Source organism: Aeromonas sp. 159, assembly GCF_963862045.1.
Lineage (GTDB): Bacteria > Pseudomonadota > Gammaproteobacteria > Enterobacterales > Aeromonadaceae > Aeromonas > Aeromonas veronii.
Genome location: NZ_CAWLMI010000060.1, coordinates 39,542 through 57,964 on the forward strand (window position 1 = coordinate 39,542; position 18,423 = coordinate 57,964).

Here is an 18,423-nt window from a genome sequence, read left to right on the forward strand (position 1 = left end):
AATTGTCGGTAGAATGTCCGCCAACGCTTAAGGAGGACATCATGATCGACCCGAAGAAACTGGAAGAGATCGCCAAGCAGGTGCATAACTCCCTGCCGCCCGGCATTCGCAGCATGGGTGAAGAGGCCGAGAAGAAGATGCGTCAGGTACTGCAAGCCCAGCTGGGCAAGCTGGATCTGGTCAGCCGCGAAGAGTTCGACGTGCAGACCAAGGTGCTGCTGCGTACCCGTGAAAAACTGGCCGCCCTCGAAAGCAAGCTGGCTCAGCTCGAGCAGCAGCTCGGCGCCAAAGGCGAATAACGAAAACCCCAGCTCGGCTGGGGTTTTTGCTTTGTATTGAACCTGTAAAAAACATCACACCTGAAGCAGATACCAGGCCCGCTTGCCGCGTGCCTTGGCCTCATACATGGCACGGTCGGCCACCTCCAATGCCTGCCGGAAGCTCAATGGCTCCTCCTCCCACAGGGCGATGCCGATACTCAGCCCCACCCGTTGCGGGCAACCGGGTTTGGGCACATAGCCGTGCATCCGGCTGATCAGGGCGTCAGCCAGTTGCGCCAGGCCATGGCTCGACACATCCCGGTGCAGATGCACCACAAACTCGTCGCCGCCGTAACGGCCACATAGCGCCGAGCCAGGCATAATAAGGCGCAGCCAATCCGCCATCTGCTGCAACACCAAATCGCCGCAGGCGTGCCCCAGCTGGTCGTTGATCCCCTTGAAATCATCCAGATCGATAAAGAGCAGCGCCCCCGCACCTTGCGGCTGCAGCTGGGCAAACGCCTTGCCAAACCCCTGCCGGTTGAGCAAGCCGGTCAGTGCGTCGCTGTTGGCTCGCTCAGCCAGTCGCTGCTCATAGGCCTTGCGCTGGGTGATATCGATATGGGAGCCCATGATCCGCAGCGGCTTGCCATCGCCATCCCGATCGACGACCCGTCCCCTATCCCACAGCCAGGTGACCTCGCCTTGCGGATTGATGGTGCGGTATTCGGCTTCGTAGAAGGGAGTTTTGCCCTCAAGGTGGGCAAAGTAGCTGCCCATGGCATGGGCGCGATCGTCGGGATGGAGCTTGGCGCTCCACTGATCGAAATGAGGGGCCATGTCACCGGCCTGAAAGTTCTGCAGGTTGAAGACGCGCAGCTCGCCAGTGGGAATGGTGCCCTGCCAGAGACAGATGCCGGTGCCATCGAGGGCGGCATTGAGCTTCTCCTGCAACAGGCCGTTTTCATGCTTCAAAGCGGCGATCTCTGCCTGCAAACGGGCCATTTCACCGCCATGAGGGGACGGGATCAGCGTTGCGACCCGCTCGACAAAGCCGGTCTCACCCCTGTCATCCTCCGCAGATGCCCTGCCCTCTTCACTCAACACTGCGCCTCCTTGTGCTTGCTCTATGGATGCTCTTGTCAATCCCCCACAAAGATGCCATCAGCTACGTTTGATTAGTAGCTATTCATAGTCAAAATATTGAAAAATAATGGGATAACGCCGCGATAATCCAACCATTCAGGGCGATCCGGTACTGCGGCAGCCACAAAAAAAAGCCCCCGGCAAAACCGGGGGCTGCGTCATCCAAGCGGGGATCCCGTCAGATAAATTCGTAGGCGTCACCAAAGATGCGCTCCGGCTCGGCGCCGAGGATCTTGAACTCCTCACGCGCGGCCCCCGCCATCTCGAAACGGCCGGCGACATAGATGTCGTAGTCGTGGAGGCTGACGAAGTCATCCATGATCGCCTTGTGCACCAGCCCGCTCTTGCCGGTCCAGTCAGCCTCAGGCTCCTGCACCACCGGAATGAAGGTGAGCGGTGCATAGTCACGCTCCCACTGCTGCATCTGCTCCAGCTCATAGAGCCAGTGAGCCTGACGCACACCCCAGTAGAAGAACACCGGACGCTTGCTGCCCGTGTCGATCAGGTACTCCAGAATGGAGCGGGCGTAAGAGAAACCGGTGCCGCCCGCCATCAGGATCAGCGGACGGGGAGACTCATCGCGCAGGAACGCCTTGCCAGCCGGCAATTCGACCTCGATCTCCCCCTGCTCGCGCATGCGGGCCAGCACCTGACCGGCATAGGCGTTCTCGGGAGTAGCACCGATTTGCAGCTCCAGCACGCCCGGGCGGGTCGGCGAGTTGGCGATGGAGAAGGGGCGCTTGTCCGAATCGCTCATCACCACCAGCAGATACTGGCCCGGCTTGAAGCTGATCGCTTGCTGCGGCGTCAGGGCCACATGCCAGATGGTGTCGACATATTCGCGCAGTTCCTCTACGCGGCATTTGATACGTTGCATTCTTGTCCTTGTGGCGGGCTCGCTCGGCCCGCTTCGCTCATTGTTTCACTATGGAGTGACGACCAGCAGCCCTGGCCCCGTCAGTCGAGAATACTCAAATCAGTGCGGATCGCATCACTTTTTGCAGCAAAGCTGTCATGTTTGCCTCATCCGAGGATATTGAGCTCATCCCAGATGGCATCGACCTTCTGCTTCACCGCCTCATCCTGAACTATGGGCTGACCCCACTCCCGATTGGTCTCGCCCGGCCACTTGTTGGTGGCATCCAGCCCCATCTTGGAGCCGAGGCCGGAGACCGGCGAGGCGAAGTCCAGATAGTCGATCGGGGTATGCTCGATCAAGGTGGTGTCCCGTGCCGGGTCCATCCGGGTGGTAATGGCCCAGATCACATCCTTCCAGTCGCGGGCGTTGACGTCGTCGTCACACACCACCACGAACTTGGTGTACATGAACTGGCGCAGGAAGGACCAGACCCCCAGCATCACCCGCTTGGCGTGGCCCGGGTAACGCTTCTTGATGGTCACCACCGCCATCCGGTAGGAGCACCCCTCCGGCGGAAGATAGAAGTCCACAATCTCGGGGAACTGCTTCTGCAGCAGCGGCACGAACACCTCGTTCAGCGCCAGACCCAGCACCGCCGGTTCATCGGGCGGACGGCCGGTGTAGGTGCTGTGATAGATAGCATCGCGCCGCTTGGTGATGTGGGTGATGGTGAAGACCGGGAACTCGTCCACCTCGTTGTAGTAGCCGGTGTGGTCGCCATAAGGGCCTTCCGGCGCCATCTCGCCCGGCTCAAGATAGCCTTCCAGCACAATCTCGGCGCTGGCGGGCACCTCCAGATCGCAGCTGATGGCCTTGATCACCTCGGTACGGCTGCCACGCAGCAGACCGGCAAAGGCATATTCGGAGAGAGTATCCGGCACAGGCGTCACCGCGCCGAGAATGGTCGCCGGATCGGCACCGAGTGCCACCACCACCGGGAAGCGCTCACCGGGATGGGCCTCCTGCCACTCGCGAAAATCGATAGCACCGCCACGGTGATCCAGCCAGCGCATGATCAGCTTGTTTTTGGCGATCTTCTGCTGGCGATAGATACCGAGGTTCTGGCGTTTCTTGTAGGGGCCACGGGTGATGGTGAGGCCCCAGGTGACCAGCGGCGCCACATCGCCGGGCCAGCAGTGCTGGATCGGGATCTGGTCGAGATCGACCGCATCGCCCTCCTGCACCACCTGCTGGCAGGGGGCGGAAGATAGGCGCTTGGTCGGCATGTTGAGCACCTGCTTGAAGATCGGCAGCTTCTCCATCAGCTCCTTGAATCCCTTGGGCGGCTCGGGCTCCTTGAGATAGGAGAGCCAGACCCCGACCTGACGCAGGGCACCCACATCGGGCTGCCCCATGCCCATGGCAACCCGATCAGGTGTACCGAACAGGTTGGTCAGCACCGGCATGGTGTAGCCTTTGGGATTTTCGAACAGCAGAGCCGGGCCACCCGCACGCAGGGTACGGTCGCTGATCTCGGTCATCTCCAGATAGGGATCTATCTCGCGGGTGATGCGCTTGAGTTGTCCGTTTTGTTCCAGCTGCGCGATGAAATCACGCAAATCCTTGTATTTCATGCAAGTTCCCAACCGGGTTCAGGAGGTCACGCATTATAACCCTGGCTGCCCATCGGGTGTACCCGAATCGGGCAGCAGACTCGGTGCAATGGGTGGCATGTCACGCTGGCCGAGGCGTCTGGCCAGTGCAGAGAGCAGTTGGGGCTCGTCCACCTCCATCAACAGACCGGCCACCAGCGCCCCGTATTGACGGTTGGAGAGTTCCGCCAGCAGGTATTTCTGGGCTTGCGGCGGCAAGGGGGAGAGTGCGCTCAGTTGGCGCAGGGCGGCTCCCTTCAATCCCTCATTGCCACTGGCGGCAATCAGCAGATCGCTGGCAGCACTGCCGTGATGAAAGCGGTTAATGGTAGAGAGTGCACGCAGCGCATCCTGATCTGCCGGCCGCCGCCACAGCATGCCATAGAGCGCCGGTTCCCCGGTGCGCTGCAACAGATGGAACAACAGGTGATTGTCGGGCAGATAGATATTCTGGCTGGCCAGCGCTTGCGCCTCCCGCATCCAGATCGGTTGCGGCAAGGTGTCGAGGGCCAGCAACAGGGCTTGCTGCTGCATGGCGAGATCGGGGTTACTGCTGTAGTAGATGGACTTTAGCTGGAAGCTGCCCTGAGCAAGCTGCTGTCGATAGCGCTGCATCAGTGATTGCAGCTGCCACGCCCCCAGCAACTGACGGGCCTGCGCGGCAAAATCATAGACAGGTTGCTGCACCAGAAAACCGTCGACCTGCTGCTCCATGAGCCACTCGGGGGCCTTGTCGGCCTGAGCCTCGACCCACTGTTGCAACGCAGGGGATGCAGGGGGGGTCGCGGGAATATCCCGCAGCAGCTGCAACAGCAGGAACTCCCGCCGCTCGCGACTCAGGGTCGCCAGCAGAGAGTCGATGGCTGCAAATTGCCCCTCCTGCAGACGGCCCGCCAGATAGCGCTGGTGCGTCTGCAACGTCTCGGCGGTCACCGCGACCGGAGCACTCTGCGCGCAGGCGGGCATTGCACTCAGCAACCCCAGCAATAACCAGAAAACAGGCTTCATGACGTCTCCATCCATGTGACATCGGGATCTCATACTACTAGGGCGACCGGAAAACAGATAAACAAAAACCGCGACCAGGGCCGCGGTTTCGTCATTTTCTGACCGGACTTACTTCTGCTGGCGCCGCATGGCGTCGAAGAACTCGTCGTTGGTCTTGGTCATCGCCAGCTTGTCGATGAGGAACTCGATACCGTCGATCTCGCCCATCGGGTGGACAATCTTGCGCAGGATCCACATCTTCTGCAGCTCGTCACCTGAGGTGAGCAGCTCTTCTTTACGGGTGCCTGAGCGGGTGATGTCGATGGCCGGGTAGACACGCTTCTCGGCAATCTTGCGCGAGAGGTGCAGTTCCATGTTGCCGGTACCCTTGAACTCTTCGTAGATAACCTCGTCCATTTTGGAACCGGTATCGATCAGCGCGGTGGCGATGATGGTCAGGCTACCGCCCTCTTCAACATTACGCGCGGCGCCGAAGAAGCGCTTGGGACGGTGCAGGGCGTTGGCATCCACACCACCGGTCAGTACCTTGCCGGATGACGGGATAACGGTGTTGTAGGCGCGAGCCAGACGGGTGATGGAGTCCAGCAGGATCACCACATCTTTCTTGTGTTCGACCAGGCGTTTGGCCTTCTCGATCACCATTTCGGCAACCTGAACGTGACGGGAAGCAGGTTCGTCAAAGGTGGAAGCGATCACTTCACCTTTCACCATCCGCTGCATCTCGGTCACCTCTTCCGGACGCTCGTCGATCAGCAGAACGATCAGTTCACAGTCCGGGTGGTTGTAGGCGATGCTCTGGGCGATGTTCTGCAGCAGCATGGTCTTACCGGCCTTGGGCGGCGCCACGATCAGGCCACGCTGGCCTTTACCGATGGGGGAAGCCAGATCCAGTACACGGGCGGTGATATCTTCGGTAGAGCCGTTACCCCGTTCCATACGCAGACGTTCGTTGGCATGCAGGGGGGTAAGGTTTTCAAACAGGATCTTGTTGCGGGAGTTTTCCGGACGGTCGTAGTTGACCTCATTGACCTTGAGCAGTGCGAAGTAGCGTTCGCCCTCTTTCGGTGGCCGGATCTTGCCGGAGATGGTATCGCCGGTACGCAGGTTGAAGCGGCGGATCTGGCTCGGGGAGACGTAGATATCGTCAGGGCCCGCCAGATAGGAGCCGTCTGCACTGCGCAGGAAGCCGAAACCATCGGTCAGGATTTCCAGCACACCGTCGCCAAAGATATCTTCACCACCCTTGGCGTGCGCCTTGAGGATGGCAAAAATAATATCTTTCTTGTGCGCCCGAGCCAGATTTTCCAACCCCATGGATTCGCCAAGCTTGACCAGCTCGGACACAGGAGTGTTCTTTAATTCAGTCAGATTCATAGTGGTGAAAGTCTGTAAGCAAGGATTGAAATGAGGAGACAGTCTGCTGGATTGATGCTGATCGGATTTGATTGCCAGGCTGTGGTTAGCAAAGAGTCAGGCAAAAAGGTTAGCAAACGAGCGATAAACTAGCACCAATCGGGATGAGCGTCTAGGTGATAAAACACAAGGAGCGCATTATTGCAATGCGCTCCTCTTTAATTATTACAGGTTGCCGTCCAGGAACTCTTTCAGCTGAGTCTTGGACAGTGCACCGACCTTGGTCGCTGCCACTTCGCCATTCTTGAACAGCAAGAGGGTCGGGATACCACGAATGCCGTACTTGGGCGGAGTATCAGAGTTATGGTCGATGTTCAGTTTGGCTACGGTCACGCGACCTTCGTACTCTTGGGCAACTTCTTCCAGGATCGGGGCAATCATCTTGCACGGACCACACCACTCGGCCCAGAAGTCGACCAGAACGGCGCCATCGGCTTTGATTACATCTGCCTCGAAGCTGGCATCGCTCAGCTGAACAATCTTGTCACTCATCTCCAACTCCAGTCAGTAATTAAGGCTTTATTGACATATCAACAAAGGCAATAGTTGCCCTATTTGAAATGATCCTGTTTATTATTGCAAGCCTAACCTGATAACCTACCGCCATGAGCAAAACACACTTAACGACCGACAAATTCGCCCAAATGGGCCTCGAACCCGAAGTTCTGGCTGGTCTGGAATCAAAGGGATTTCACTATTGCACGCCCATCCAGGCACTGTCTCTGCCACTGCTGGTAGAAGGTCATGACCTCGCCGGTCAGGCCCAGACAGGAACCGGCAAGACCATTGCCTTCCTGGCCGCGACATTCAACTATTTGCTGACTCACCCGCTGACCAAGCCCCGTCTGGTTAACCAACCCAGAGCCATCATCATGGCACCCACCCGGGAACTGGCAGTACAGATCTATAACGATGCCGACAGCATCGCCGCTTCTACCGGCCTGAAACTCGGCCTCGCCTACGGTGGCGAAGGTTACGACAAGCAGCTGGCCGTGCTGGAGCAGGGCGTCGACATCCTGATCGGCACCACCGGCCGCATCATCGACTACTTCAAGTCCAAGGTGATCGATCTGAGCAACATTCAGGTCGTGGTACTGGACGAAGCGGATCGCATGTTCGATCTGGGCTTCATCAAGGACATCCGCTTCCTGTTCCGCCGCATGCCGCCCGCGACCGAGCGTCTGAGCATGCTGTTTTCCGCCACCCTCTCCCTGCGTGTGCAGGAGCTGGCCTACGAACACATGAACCACCCGGAACATGTGCAGGTAGAGCCGGAGCAGATGACCGGCGTGCGGATCAAGGAGGAGCTGTTCTACCCCTCCAATGAAGACAAGATGTTGCTGCTGCTCTCCCTGATGGAAGAGGAGTGGCCGGAAAAAGCGATCGTCTTCGCCAACACCAAGCATGTCTGTGAAGACGTCCATGCCTGGCTGGAGAATGACGGCCACCGCGTCGGTCTGCTGACCGGTGATGTGCCGCAGAAGAAACGGATGAAGATCCTCGAGGACTTCACCAAGGGTGCGCTCGATATTCTGGTCGCCACCGACGTGGCCGCCCGTGGTCTACACATCCCTGACGTGACCCACGTATTCAACTATGACCTGCCCGACGACGCCGAAGACTATGTACACCGTATCGGTCGTACCGGTCGTGCCGGCAAGAGCGGTCACTCCATCAGCCTGGCCTGTGAAGACTATGCCTTCAACCTGCCGGCCATCGAGGAGTACATCCACCACGCCATTCCGGTCAGCAAATATGATCGCGAAGCACTGCTGGATGATGTGACCCCGCCGAAACGGGTGTTCCGCAACCGTCAGCCGGTGAACCGCAACATGCGGGATCGCCAGGGCGGTGGCAACAGCAACAACCGTCGTCGTCCGCCGCGCAAGAGCTAAGGACAGGCCCGTTGCACAACTCGCCTCTCTATGCCGCTATCGACCTCGGCTCCAACAGCTTTCATATGCTGGTGGTGCGCGAGGTCGCCGGTGCCCTGCGCACCGTCGCCAAGGTCAAGCGCAAGGTTCGCCTCGCAGCCGGGCTCGATCCGGAATTTCGTCTCAGCCGTGCCGCCATGGAGCGGGGCTGGGACTGTTTGCGTCTCTTCTCCGAACAGTTGCAGGACATTCCGGCCGACAACATCCGGGTGGTGGGCACCGCAACCTTGCGGCTTGCCACCAACGTCGACGAGTTCCTCAGCGAAGCGGAACGGGTACTCAACCACAGCATCGAGATCATCTCGGGCGAGGAAGAGGCCAAGACCATCTATGAAGGGGTCTCCTGGACCTCCGCCGGGGAAGGCAACCGGCTGGTGATCGACATCGGCGGTGCCAGCACCGAACTGGTGATCGGCGAACATAGCGAAGCAAAACTGCTCAACAGCCTGCACATGGGCTGCGTCACCTGGCTCAACAATCACTTTGGTGATGGTGAGCTCTCCGAAGCTCGTTTCGAGCAGGCGATTGCCGCCGCCAAGGCGGTGCTGGAGAAGGTGGCGGAAGATTACCGCGCCCTCGGCTGGCGCACCTGCGTCGGCGCCTCCGGCACGGTACAGGCGCTGCAAGAGATCATGCTGGCGCAAGGGAAGAGCGAGCGGGTCACCCTGCCGAAACTGCAGGAACTGATGGGTCAGGCCATCGCCTGCGGCAAGCTCGACCGGCTGCAACTGGAAGGGCTGGCGGCCGAGCGGCTGACCGTGTTCCCCTCCGGCCTTGCCATCCTGATCGCCATTTTCGAAACCCTCGATATCGAGAGCATGACCCTCGCGGGTGGCGCCCTGCGTGAAGGACTGATCTACGGTCTGCTTGGCAACAATCACGACTGTGATGCCCGGGATCGCACCGCCGACAGCCTGATCAGCCGCTATCAGCTGGATAAAGAGCACGCCGAACGGGTGCGCGATACCGCTGTCGAGGCGTTCAACCAGCTGCAACCGGCCTGGCGACTCTCCAAACGCTACGGTCGTCCGATCTTGCGTTATGCCGCCCTGCTGCACGAGATCGGCCTCTGTATCGAATACAAGAAGGCGCCGCAACACGCCGCCTACATCATCGACAACATCGACATGCCGGGCTTTACCCCTGCGCAAAAGAAGCTGTTGTCGGCCCTGCTGTTCAACCAGCGGGACGAATTCAAGCTGGAACCGCTGGAAAAACAGGGTGCCGTCACCGGTCGTCAGGCGATCCGGCTGGCCCGTATCCTGCGCATCGCCCTGATCCTCTGCATGCGCCGCACCCAGGGCACAGTGCCCAGCTTCACCCTGCAGGCAGAAGAGGAGTCACTGACCCTGACCCTGCCCAAGGGCTGGATGGATGAACACTACCTGCGCGCCAGCGAGCTGCGCTTTGAAGTGGAACGCCAGCAGAAGATGGGCTGGCCGACCCGCGTACAGGAAGCCTGACTCAGCAACCTGCCTGTTTTGGAGCCGATCATGCCGGATTATCAACCCATCAGCTGCGATCTCTACGACTGGCTCGAAATTGCTGCCAGCTGGCAACTGCCGGTGACCCTCACCAGCCGCGATGATCGCCAATGGGATGACAAGATCCGCACTATCGAAGCCAGCGAAGGGGTCGAGTATCTGCTGCTGCACAGTGGCGAGCAGCTCAGTCTGGCAGAACTGGCGACCTTGCGCCTGAACTGGCAAGGGGAAGAGAAGCTGATCCGCTTCGCGCCAACCAACTGAATCTAATAAGAAAAAGGAGGGCCAACATGACGTTGGCCCTCCTTTTTTGCATCCGTAACTCGCACCGACCGTTAACTCGCCGCCAGCGCCGCCATCACATAGACATCGAAGCGATTGCTCTTGGTCTCGATAGCCATGCTGGGCTTCTGTTCGTTGAGCCAGCCGGCGTAGTCCGGCCGCTTCACCACCACCCGCTTGTTCGCCATCTTGAGGGCAGCCGGCAACAAGGCATCCGCATCGAGATCCGGCCCCACCAGCGACTGGAACACCCGCATCTCTTTTTTCACCAGCGCCGACTTCTGCTTGTGAGGGAACATGGGGTCGAGGTAGATCACCTCGGGCCGCTCCGGCAGCGCCAGCAAGTTGTCCACCGCCGGGCCGTGCAGCAACTGCATCCGCTCACGCACCCAGGGGCCAATCTCCGGGTCTTCGGCGGCTCGAGCCAGACCATCCTGCAGCAGAGCAGCCACCACAGGACTGCGTTCGATCAGGGTCACCTTGCAACCGAGGGAGGCGAGCACGAAGGCGTCGCGCCCCAGACCGGCAGTGGCATCCACCACGGTCGGTGTGGCACCGGCCTTGAGCCCCACCGCCTTGGCGATGGACTGGCCCCGACCGCCGCCAAACTTGCGGCGATGTGCCACCGCCCCTTCCACGAAGTCCACATAGACGGCACCCAGCTTGGGCTCATCCAGCTTGCGCAGCTCCAGTCTCTCTTCAGTCAGTACCAGCGCAAACGGAGCCGGAAACTCCACGTCGGCAAGGCGTAAACGCAGGGTGTCGAGCTCGCCATCACGGGCGGGGACTTCACTGAAAACCTGAATATGGGGCATAGGAGACAGACTCATGGCACGTACAGAAGCGGCCATGATAACAGAAGCAGTGGATCAGCTCACGACAGTGAGGTTCATCCCCTGACGGTTGAGAGCGAGGTAATCAATGAGATCGTCATAGGCCAGCGGGCGGCTGAGCAGATAACCTTGGGTGAAGGCACACCCCTTCTGGCAGAGGAAGTTGAGCTGCTCGCGGGTCTCTACCCCCTCGATCACCACCTGCATGCCGAGGTTGTGCACTATGTTGATGATGCCGTCGAGCAGCATCCGATCCTGCTCATTGAAGGGGATATGGCGCACGAAGGAGCGGTCGATCTTGACCAGATCGACCGGGAAGGTGCGCAGATAGTTGAGGGCCGAGTAGCCGGTACCGAAATCGTCGATGGCCAGCTTGCAGCCCGCCTCGCGCAGGGCATCGATCCGCACCCTGTGCTGATCGCTGCTCTCCATCAGCAAAGATTCGGTGATTTCGATGACGATGTCGGCAGGATCGAGCCCAAAGTGCTGGATCACCTTGAGCCACTCACTCGCCTCGGGGTCGATGGTCTGGAACTCCATGGTGGAGCGGTTGATCGACATCTGCAGATCAGGGAAGCCGGATTGCTGCAACCGCGCCAGATCCCTGCACGATTGCCACAATACCAGCGCACCCAGCCCCTGAATCAATCCCGCCTCTTCCGCCAGCGGAATAAACTCGGCAGGAGATACCTGCCCCCAGTGGGGGTGATACCAGCGCACCAGCGCCTCCAGCTTGGCGACCCGTCCGCTGCGATTGTCCCAGATCGGCTGGTAGGCCATGGTCAGCTGCTCCAGCTTGATCGCTTCGGCCAGATCCTGCTGCATCTGGTGGCGCTGGCGCACCTCTTCCCGCATGGATGAGCAGTAGGCTCCGAGCAACCGTCCCTGCCGCTTGGCCGCAAACAGCGCCTGTTCGGCATTTCGCAGCAGCTCGTCGCTCTCGCTGCCATCGACCGGACAGAGAGTCATGCCGATGGTCGCGGTCACATAGAGGTGCTGGTTGGCCAGCATAAAGGGGCGGGCGAAACTGCCGATCACCTGCTTGGCAAACACCTCGGCCTGACGGCGGGTGACGATGCCGGGCACCAGGAACGCGAACTCGTCGCCACCGATGCGGGCCACCAGATCTTCGGTGCGCACCCGGCTCACCAGTCGATCCGAGACCTCCCGCAGCAGGGCATCGCCAGCATGGTGATCCATGCTGTTGTTGACCGCCTTGAAGTTGTTGAGGTCGAGCACCATGAGCGCGAAGCGCTCGCCCCGCTCGCAGAAGCGGGTGAGGCAGCGGCCAAACAACCAGCGGTTGGGCAGGCTGGTGAGGTTGTCGTAGTTGGCCTGGGTCGCGATCTTCTGCTCGGCCACTTTGGTCTGGGAAAGATCGCTGAAAATGGCGATATATTGCTGAATTTTGCCGGCTTCGCGCAGGGTGCTGATCATCAGCTGCTGCGGATAGAGCTTGCCGTTCTTGCGCTTGTTCCACACCTCGCCACGCCACACCCCCACCCGCTCCAGCGCATGGTACATGTCGGCATAGAAGGTCTGATCGTGCAGCCCGGACTTGAGCATGCTGGGACGCTGGCCCCGCACCTCGTCGCTGCTGTAGCCGGTGATCTGCTCGAAGGCCGGGTTGACCGAGATGATGCGGCTGTCGGCATCGCACACCAGAATCGCTTCGGAGAGGTTGTCGTAGACCCGGTGAGAAAGCTTGAGCTGCTCCGCATGGCGCTTGAGGGGATCGATATTCTCCAGCAGCACCATCAGGTAGTCCGGCTGCTGCTGCTCGTCGCGGATCAGGGTGACAGTCACCCGCCCCCACAGGATCTCGCCCCCCTTGCAGAAGTAGCGCTTCTCCTGGGTGAAACTGCTGCGCTCGCCGCGCCGGATCTCTTCGTAGCACTCAAGGCTGCGCTGCCAATCCTCCGGGTGATTGATGTCGGAGATGGAGCGATGAAGCAGCTCGTCGAGGGGATAACCCAGCATCTTCTCGATGGCCGGGTTGGCCCAGAGAATGCGGCCGGTGAGATCGAGCTTGCCGATCCCCACCGGGGCCTGAAACAGCATGCTCTGCAGCACATGAGGGGTATCAGGCAAGAGTTGCGGCAGCTGGCGTTGCAGCATCAGCGCCAGTTCACGACCGGCCAGCGGCCCCAGCAACCGGAGCAGCCCCATCACCTTGGTCATATTGGCCTGCGGCTGACGATAGAGCAGGCAGCAGATACCTATGGTCCCGCCATCCGCATCCTTGAGGGCGATCCCGGCGTAGGCCTGGGCTTGCCACGCATCGGCAAGCGGCATCGCGGGGAACAGCTGCAACAGACGATCGCTGAACCAGGCTTCCCCCTCCTGCCAGGTAATGGCATCGGGAGAGTCAGTGATTGGCAGCGTCAAGGTATCGGGGTCAAGAGAGGAGGGATGGGCAGCCTGAACCGTAAGATGGGAAGCATTTGATTCCCTGCTGGCGATCAGGACGACATCAGCCATCACAGCAGCGGCGATTTCACTCACAAAGGTATCGAAATATCCCTGGCCGCTCGAATGAGCCAGACTTGAGATGATTTGATAGACGGAATCGAGTGCTCGCCTCATGGCAAGTGGCTTTCTCTCCTTGAAGGTTAGAACACGACTCTACTGAAGAGCTGTGAGCAGTGCAAATATGCAATCAGCAAGATATTAAAAAGCCTTGAAAAAAGGGACCAAAAGGTCCCTTTTTGTCGCAGAAATCACGACTCGATCCCACTATGCCGCAAAATAGTGTACCTGGTTGAAGCTCACACAGGCGGCGGGTCAGGAATCTCAGGCAGCGATCCCGCTGTGTCGCAACAGCGCATCCACCTTGGGCTCACGACCACGGAAGGCTCGGAACAGCTCCATCGGCTCCTTCGAGCCTCCCTTCTCCAGAATATTCTTCAGGAAGGATTGGCCGGTCGCCGGGTTGAAGATCCCCTCCTCCTCGAAGCGGGAGAAGGCATCGGCAGAGAGCACCTCAGCCCACTTGTAGCTGTAGTAGCCCGCCGCATAGCCGCCCGCGAAGATGTGGGAGAAGCTGTGCTGGAAGCGGTTGAACGCTGGCGGCGTCATCACAGCTACCTGACTGCGCACCTCATCCAGCAGCGCCGGAAGCTGTGCCGGATTGGCCGGATCAAACTCCTGATGGAGACGGAAGTCGAACAGGGCGAACTCCAGCTGGCGCAGCATCTGCATCGCCGCCTGGAAGTTGCGGGCGGTCAGCATCTTCTCCAGCAGATCGGCAGGCAACGGCTCGCCGGTCTCGTAGTGGCCGGAGATAAAGGCCAGCGCCTCGGACTCCCAGCACCAGTTCTCCAGGAACTGGCTCGGCAGCTCTACCGCATCCCAGGCCACGCCGTTGATACCGGCGACACCGGCCACATCGATGCGGGTCAGCATGTGGTGGATGCCGTGGCCAAACTCATGGAACAGGGTGACCACTTCGTTGTGGGTAAACAGCGCCGGTTTGCCATCCACCGGGCCGTTGAAGTTGCAGGTCAGGTAGGCCACCGGCTTTTGCAGCGAGCCATCCTGACGGTAGCGACGACCCAGACAGACATCCATCCAGGCCCCGCCCTGCTTGTGCTCGCGGGCGTAGAGGTCGAGATAGAAGCTGCCGCGCAGCTCGTCGTCGGCATCGAAGATGTCGTAGAAGCGCACGTCCGGGTGCCAGGTGTCGATGCCGAGGCGCTCGCGCACCTTCATGCCGAACACCCGCTTCACCACTTCGAACAACCCCTTCACCACCTTGCTGGCGGGGAAGTAGGGGCGCAGCTGCTCATCGGAGATGGAGAACTTGTGCTGCTTGAGCTTCTCGGCGTAGTAGGCGAGATCCCAGGCGGCCAGCTCGCTCTGACCGTGCTGCTCGGCGGCGAAGGCGCGGATCTCCTCCAGCTCGGCCTTGCCTTGCGGCAGGGATTTGGCCGCCAGATCGGTGAGGAAGCTCACCACCTGTTCGGTCTTGTCCGCCATCTTGGTGGCCAGGGAGAGCTCGGCATAGTTGGCGAACCCCAGCAACTGAGCCAGTTCGCGGCGCAGGGTGAGCAGCTCGCTCATGATGGCGGAGTTGTCCCACTTGCCCGCATTGGGGCCCTGATCGGAGGCGCGGGTGGTGAAGGCTTCGTACATCTCGGCGCGCAGCTCGCGGTTGTCGGCATACATCATCACCGGCAGATAAGAAGGGATATCCAGAGTGAACAGCCACCCCTCTTTGCCTTTAAGTTCAGCCATCTGGCGGGCAGCGGCACGCACACTGTCGGGTAGACCGGTCAGCTCGGCTTCATCGGCCACCAGCTTGTGCCAGCCCTGGGTCGCATCCAGCACGTTGTTGCTGAAGCGGGAAGCCAGCTCGGAGAGGCGGGCCTGAATTTCGCCGTAACGCTGCTGCGCCTCGGCAGGCAGACCGATGCCGGAGAGGCGGAAGTCACGCAGGGTATTCTGGATCTCCTTGCGCTGGGCGCCGCTCAGCAGCGGGAAATCATCGCTCTGGGAGAGGGCCAGATAGGCCTGATAGAGCCCTTCATGCTGACCGACATAGGTCTGGAATTCGGAGAGCAGCGGCAGGCAGGCGTCATGGGCCTCGCGCAGTGCTTCGCTGTTGAGTACGGAGTTGAGGTGGCTGACCGGTGACCAGATCCGTGACAGGCGGTCATTTACCTCTTCCAGCGGGGCAATCAGGCTATCCCAGGTATGGGGATCACGCTGGGCCAGCACATCGCTGATCTTCTGCTTGCAGTCAGCAATCGCCTGAATCACGGCAGGCTGAACCTGCTCCGGCTTGATCTGGCTGAAAGGGGGCAGCGAATCCATTGTCAGCAAAGGGTTATTCATCCCGGTTACCTCTTGTTTGGTCTTGAACAGACCGCTTTAGCAGCTCTGTATGGCTTTCTAACATGTGGCCAAGCCACGCAATAATCAAGCGGGAATCCGCCGCAACCCTGTACTTTTCCAGCCATTGCGACCCGGATCTCTGCCGTTGCTGCAGTTTTGCCATCAACAGCCAGTAACAGGATGAATCTGTGGGCCTTTTTTGGCTCTTATCGCTACTTTCAAGGGGCAAAAAGCCGCCATTTACCGGCGCCACAGCTGCCTGCCAAGTACCGTCATGCTCAATCATGGAAACGGACAAAATGTGGTGACTGTAACAAATTATCAATATTTTTCAGTTAATTAGAATCAAAACCAACTATTGATTAATTTATTTTCAAGCATCTATCATAGGCAACCTGCCATGCAGGTCACTTGATTCTCTGTGCTGCACAGAAATCGGGTGAAAAAGGCAAAGTGACCCGAAAGGGCGCGACGCAAAGCCACCGGTCTAAGGGAAAACACCTATGACAGCGGGGCTGCCCCCGGGGACGTCCGGTCACAACCGACGCCCCATTTGCACCGTACGGAGAGACGATGAACAAACTCAAATTATCCCTGCTTGGCTGCCTGCTCGGCATGGGCGCCCCCATGGCATATGCCGCCATTGCCGGTCAGGCGATGGTCAACCCCCAGTCCGGCGTAGTGGTCGGCTATTGGCACAACTGGTGTGACGGCTCGGGCTACAAGGGCGGTATCGCCCCCTGCGTCAAGCTCGATCAGGTCAACCCGCAATACAACGTGGTCGATGTCTCCTTCATGAAGGTCTATGGCAGCGATCCCATCCCCACCTTCAAGCTCGACCCGGCCATCGGCATGAGCGAAAGCCAGTTTATCGAGCAGATCGCCGAGCTGAACCGTCAGGGCCGTGCCGTGCTGCTGGCGCTGGGCGGTGCCGATGCGCACATCGAGCTGCGCAAGGGTCAGGAGCAGGCCTTTGCCGACGAGATCATCCGTCTGGTGGAGACCTATGGCTTCGACGGGCTGGATATCGATCTGGAGCAGGCCGCCATCACCGCCGCCGACAACCAGACCGTGATCCCGGCGGCCCTGCGTCTGGTCAAGGATCACTACCGCGCCCAGGGGAAAAACTTCCTCATCACCATGGCGCCGGAGTTCCCCTATCTGACCCAGACTGGCGCCTACATCCCCTATATCCGCAATCTGGAAGGGTACTACGACTGGATCAACCCCCAGTTCTACAACCAGGGTGGCGACGGTATCTACATCGATGGCATCGGCTGGATTGCCCAGAACAACGATGCCCTGAAAGAAGAGTTCATCTACTACATGGCGGATTCGCTGAGCAACGGTACCCGCGGCTTCTACAAGATCCCCCATGACAAGCTGGTGTTCGGCATTCCGACCAACATCGACGCCGCCGCCACCGGCTATGTGCAGGATCCGCAAAAGCTCTACAACGCCTTCAACCGCCTGAAGAGCGAGGGGCAACCGCTGCGTGGCGTGATGACCTGGTCCATCAACTGGGACATGGGCCGCAACGCCGCCGGTCAGTCCTACAACGAATCCTTCATCAAGAGCTACGGCCCCTTCATCCACGATCAGGAGATCACGCCTCCGGTCGACAACGGCAAGCCGGTGTTCAGCGGCCTGAGCGATACCCGCATCAAGCAGGGCACCGCCTTTGATCCGCTGGCCGGTGTCAGCGCCAACGACAAGGAAGATGGCGACCTGACTGGCCAGATCCAGGTGGAAGGTTCGGTAGACAGCCAGCGTATCGGCCTCTACCCCCTCACCTACAAGGTGAGCGATCGCGACAACAACGTCACCGAGCAGATACGTACCATCGAGGTCTACAGCATGAAGCCGGTGTTCAGCGGCGTCACCGACACCACGCTGGAACTGGGTACCGCTTTCGATCCGATGACCGGCGTCAGCGCCCATGATGAAGAAGATGGCGACCTGACCGCCCAAATCAAGGTCAGCGGCAACGTCGACAGCAGCAAGGTCGGCCGCTACACCCTCACCTATCAGGTGAGCGACAGCGGCGGTCAGCAAGTAACCCAGCTGCGCAACGTGACCGTCAGGGAGCAGGGCGCCGTCTGTGAAAACAGCTGGGATGCCAAGAAGGTCTATGTGGGCGGCGACATCGTCAGCCACAACGGCAAGAACTGGCTGGCAGGCTGGTGGACCCAGAACGAAGAGCCGGGCACCACGGGTGACTGGGGCGTCTGGCGCGTACAGGGCGACAGCGACTGCGGCGGCACAACGCCACCCGCCGAAGGCAGCAGCGACTTCACCGTCAGCGCCATGGCGAGCGAGTACACCATAGTCAATGGTCAGGTCAGCATCCGCTTCAACCTGACCACCGCCAACCCGGTACAGATCACCGCAACTCTGGAGCAGAGCGGCCACAGCCACGGTACCACCAGCAGCCAGGTGAACGGCACCAGCACCCTGGTACTGCAGGGCAGCAATGTGACCGATGGCAGCTACGAAGTGGTCATCACCGGTCTGGCAGATGGCCAGCAGCCGGTGGTACAGCGCTTCCCGGTTGCGCTGACCGAAGAGAGCAACGGCGGTAGCGAAGGTGACTACCCGGCCTACGCTCCCAACACCGGCTATCAGGCCGGTGATCGGGTCAGCAACGCCGGTGGCAACTACGAGTGCAAACCCTGGCCCTACAGCGGCTGGTGTGGCGGCTCGACCAGCCACTATG

General features: G+C 59.9%; 14 protein-coding genes and 1 riboswitch. Of the genes, 5 read left to right on the forward strand and 9 right to left on the reverse strand.

Going from position 1 to position 18,423, the window contains the following annotated elements; genetic code table 11:
- Positions 1-41 precede the first annotated feature (41 nt).
- A complete protein-coding gene (gene ubiK, locus AACR14_RS11695; RefSeq protein ID WP_005339429.1) occupies positions 42-299 on the forward strand; it encodes a ubiquinone biosynthesis accessory factor UbiK in 258 nt (85 codons plus the stop codon).
- A 54-nt stretch (positions 300-353) separates the two neighbouring features.
- On the opposite strand, the gene AACR14_RS11700 is transcribed toward ubiK, so the two are convergent.
- The 6 genes from AACR14_RS11700 to trxA all read right to left on the reverse strand — a co-directional run bounded on the left by AACR14_RS11700 (position 354) and on the right by trxA (position 6,830).
- Positions 354-1,367, reverse strand: coding sequence for a GGDEF domain-containing protein (locus AACR14_RS11700; protein WP_019446315.1), 1,014 nt, complete (start codon positions 1,365-1,367; stop codon positions 354-356).
- A gap of 217 nt (positions 1,368-1,584) precedes the next feature.
- Positions 1,585-2,283 (reverse strand): NAD(P)H-flavin reductase, encoded by a 699-nt coding sequence (fre, locus tag AACR14_RS11705; RefSeq protein WP_005339423.1) that lies wholly within the window; start codon positions 2,281-2,283, stop codon positions 1,585-1,587.
- A 146-nt stretch (positions 2,284-2,429) separates the two neighbouring features.
- Positions 2,430-3,899 carry a 4-hydroxy-3-polyprenylbenzoate decarboxylase gene (ubiD, locus tag AACR14_RS11710; protein ID WP_005339421.1) on the reverse strand — a complete coding sequence of 490 codons (1,470 nt, stop codon included), beginning with the start codon at positions 3,897-3,899 and terminating at the stop codon, positions 2,430-2,432.
- Positions 3,900-3,932: 33 nt separating this feature from the next.
- Positions 3,933-4,925 carry a hypothetical protein gene (locus tag AACR14_RS11715; protein ID WP_019446316.1) on the reverse strand — a complete coding sequence of 331 codons (993 nt, stop codon included), beginning with the start codon at positions 4,923-4,925 and terminating at the stop codon, positions 3,933-3,935.
- 108 nt (positions 4,926-5,033) lie between these two features.
- The gene (gene rho, locus AACR14_RS11720; RefSeq protein WP_005339417.1) at positions 5,034-6,299 is read right to left on the reverse strand and encodes a transcription termination factor Rho; all 1,266 of its coding nucleotides are present in this window, start codon (positions 6,297-6,299) and stop codon (positions 5,034-5,036) included.
- A gap of 204 nt (positions 6,300-6,503) precedes the next feature.
- On the reverse strand, positions 6,504-6,830 hold the full coding sequence (trxA, locus tag AACR14_RS11725; protein ID WP_005339416.1) for a thioredoxin TrxA: 327 nt from the start codon (positions 6,828-6,830) through the stop codon (positions 6,504-6,506).
- A 113-nt stretch (positions 6,831-6,943) separates the two neighbouring features.
- Between trxA and rhlB the strand changes: the two genes are divergently transcribed.
- Genes rhlB through AACR14_RS11740 form a run of 3 tightly spaced genes read left to right on the forward strand, consistent with a single transcriptional unit; the run spans position 6,944 to position 10,020 of the window.
- Positions 6,944-8,233, forward strand: a complete 1,290-nt coding sequence (rhlB, locus tag AACR14_RS11730; RefSeq protein WP_005339414.1) for an ATP-dependent RNA helicase RhlB — start codon at positions 6,944-6,946, stop codon at positions 8,231-8,233.
- 11 nt (positions 8,234-8,244) lie between these two features.
- Positions 8,245-9,735 (forward strand): guanosine-5'-triphosphate,3'-diphosphate diphosphatase, encoded by a 1,491-nt coding sequence (gene gppA / locus AACR14_RS11735; protein ID WP_005355894.1) that lies wholly within the window; start codon positions 8,245-8,247, stop codon positions 9,733-9,735.
- A gap of 30 nt (positions 9,736-9,765) precedes the next feature.
- Complete coding sequence (locus AACR14_RS11740) at positions 9,766-10,020, forward strand: Rho-binding antiterminator (RefSeq protein ID WP_026035056.1); 255 nt, start codon at positions 9,766-9,768, stop codon at positions 10,018-10,020.
- A 71-nt stretch (positions 10,021-10,091) separates the two neighbouring features.
- Here AACR14_RS11740 and AACR14_RS11745 read toward each other — a convergent pair whose 3' ends face one another.
- The 3 genes from AACR14_RS11745 to prlC all read right to left on the reverse strand — a co-directional run bounded on the left by AACR14_RS11745 (position 10,092) and on the right by prlC (position 15,707).
- Entirely contained in the window at positions 10,092-10,853 is a 762-nt protein-coding gene (locus tag AACR14_RS11745) for a class I SAM-dependent methyltransferase (protein WP_019446318.1), read from the reverse strand.
- A 54-nt stretch (positions 10,854-10,907) separates the two neighbouring features.
- Positions 10,908-13,457 carry a putative bifunctional diguanylate cyclase/phosphodiesterase gene (locus AACR14_RS11750; RefSeq protein WP_019446319.1) on the reverse strand — a complete coding sequence of 850 codons (2,550 nt, stop codon included), beginning with the start codon at positions 13,455-13,457 and terminating at the stop codon, positions 10,908-10,910.
- 207 nt (positions 13,458-13,664) lie between these two features.
- Positions 13,665-15,707, reverse strand: coding sequence for an oligopeptidase A (gene prlC / locus AACR14_RS11755; RefSeq protein ID WP_019446320.1), 2,043 nt, complete (start codon positions 15,705-15,707; stop codon positions 13,665-13,667).
- Positions 15,708-16,144: 437 nt separating this feature from the next.
- Positions 16,145-16,230: riboswitch (cyclic di-GMP riboswitch) on the forward strand.
- 50 nt (positions 16,231-16,280) lie between these two features.
- Here prlC and AACR14_RS11760 point away from each other — a divergent pair.
- The coding region (locus AACR14_RS11760) for an immunoglobulin-like domain-containing protein (RefSeq protein WP_019446322.1) at positions 16,281-18,423 on the forward strand (2,143 nt) is incomplete at its 3' end.

Excerpts from the sequence above, each read along its gene's own strand:
- rhlB (WP_005339414.1), top strand. The coding sequence starts at position 6,944 with ATGAGCAAAACACACTTAACGACCGACAAATTCGCCCAAATGGGCCTC.
- ubiD (WP_005339421.1), bottom strand. The coding sequence starts at position 3,899 with ATGAAATACAAGGATTTGCGTGATTTCATCGCGCAGCTGGAACAAAAC.
- rho (WP_005339417.1), bottom strand. The coding sequence starts at position 6,299 with ATGAATCTGACTGAATTAAAGAACACTCCTGTGTCCGAGCTGGTCAAG.
- prlC (WP_019446320.1), bottom strand. The coding sequence starts at position 15,707 with ATGAATAACCCTTTGCTGACAATGGATTCGCTGCCCCCTTTCAGCCAG.
- AACR14_RS11740 (WP_026035056.1), top strand. The coding sequence starts at position 9,766 with ATGCCGGATTATCAACCCATCAGCTGCGATCTCTACGACTGGCTCGAA.
- AACR14_RS11745 (WP_019446318.1), bottom strand. The coding sequence starts at position 10,853 with ATGCCCCATATTCAGGTTTTCAGTGAAGTCCCCGCCCGTGATGGCGAG.
- ubiK (WP_005339429.1), top strand. The coding sequence starts at position 42 with ATGATCGACCCGAAGAAACTGGAAGAGATCGCCAAGCAGGTGCATAAC.
- AACR14_RS11715 (WP_019446316.1), bottom strand. The coding sequence starts at position 4,925 with ATGAAGCCTGTTTTCTGGTTATTGCTGGGGTTGCTGAGTGCAATGCCC.
- fre (WP_005339423.1), bottom strand. The coding sequence starts at position 2,283 with ATGCAACGTATCAAATGCCGCGTAGAGGAACTGCGCGAATATGTCGAC.
- AACR14_RS11750 (WP_019446319.1), bottom strand. The coding sequence starts at position 13,457 with ATGAGGCGAGCACTCGATTCCGTCTATCAAATCATCTCAAGTCTGGCT.
- trxA (WP_005339416.1), bottom strand. The coding sequence starts at position 6,830 with ATGAGTGACAAGATTGTTCAGCTGAGCGATGCCAGCTTCGAGGCAGAT.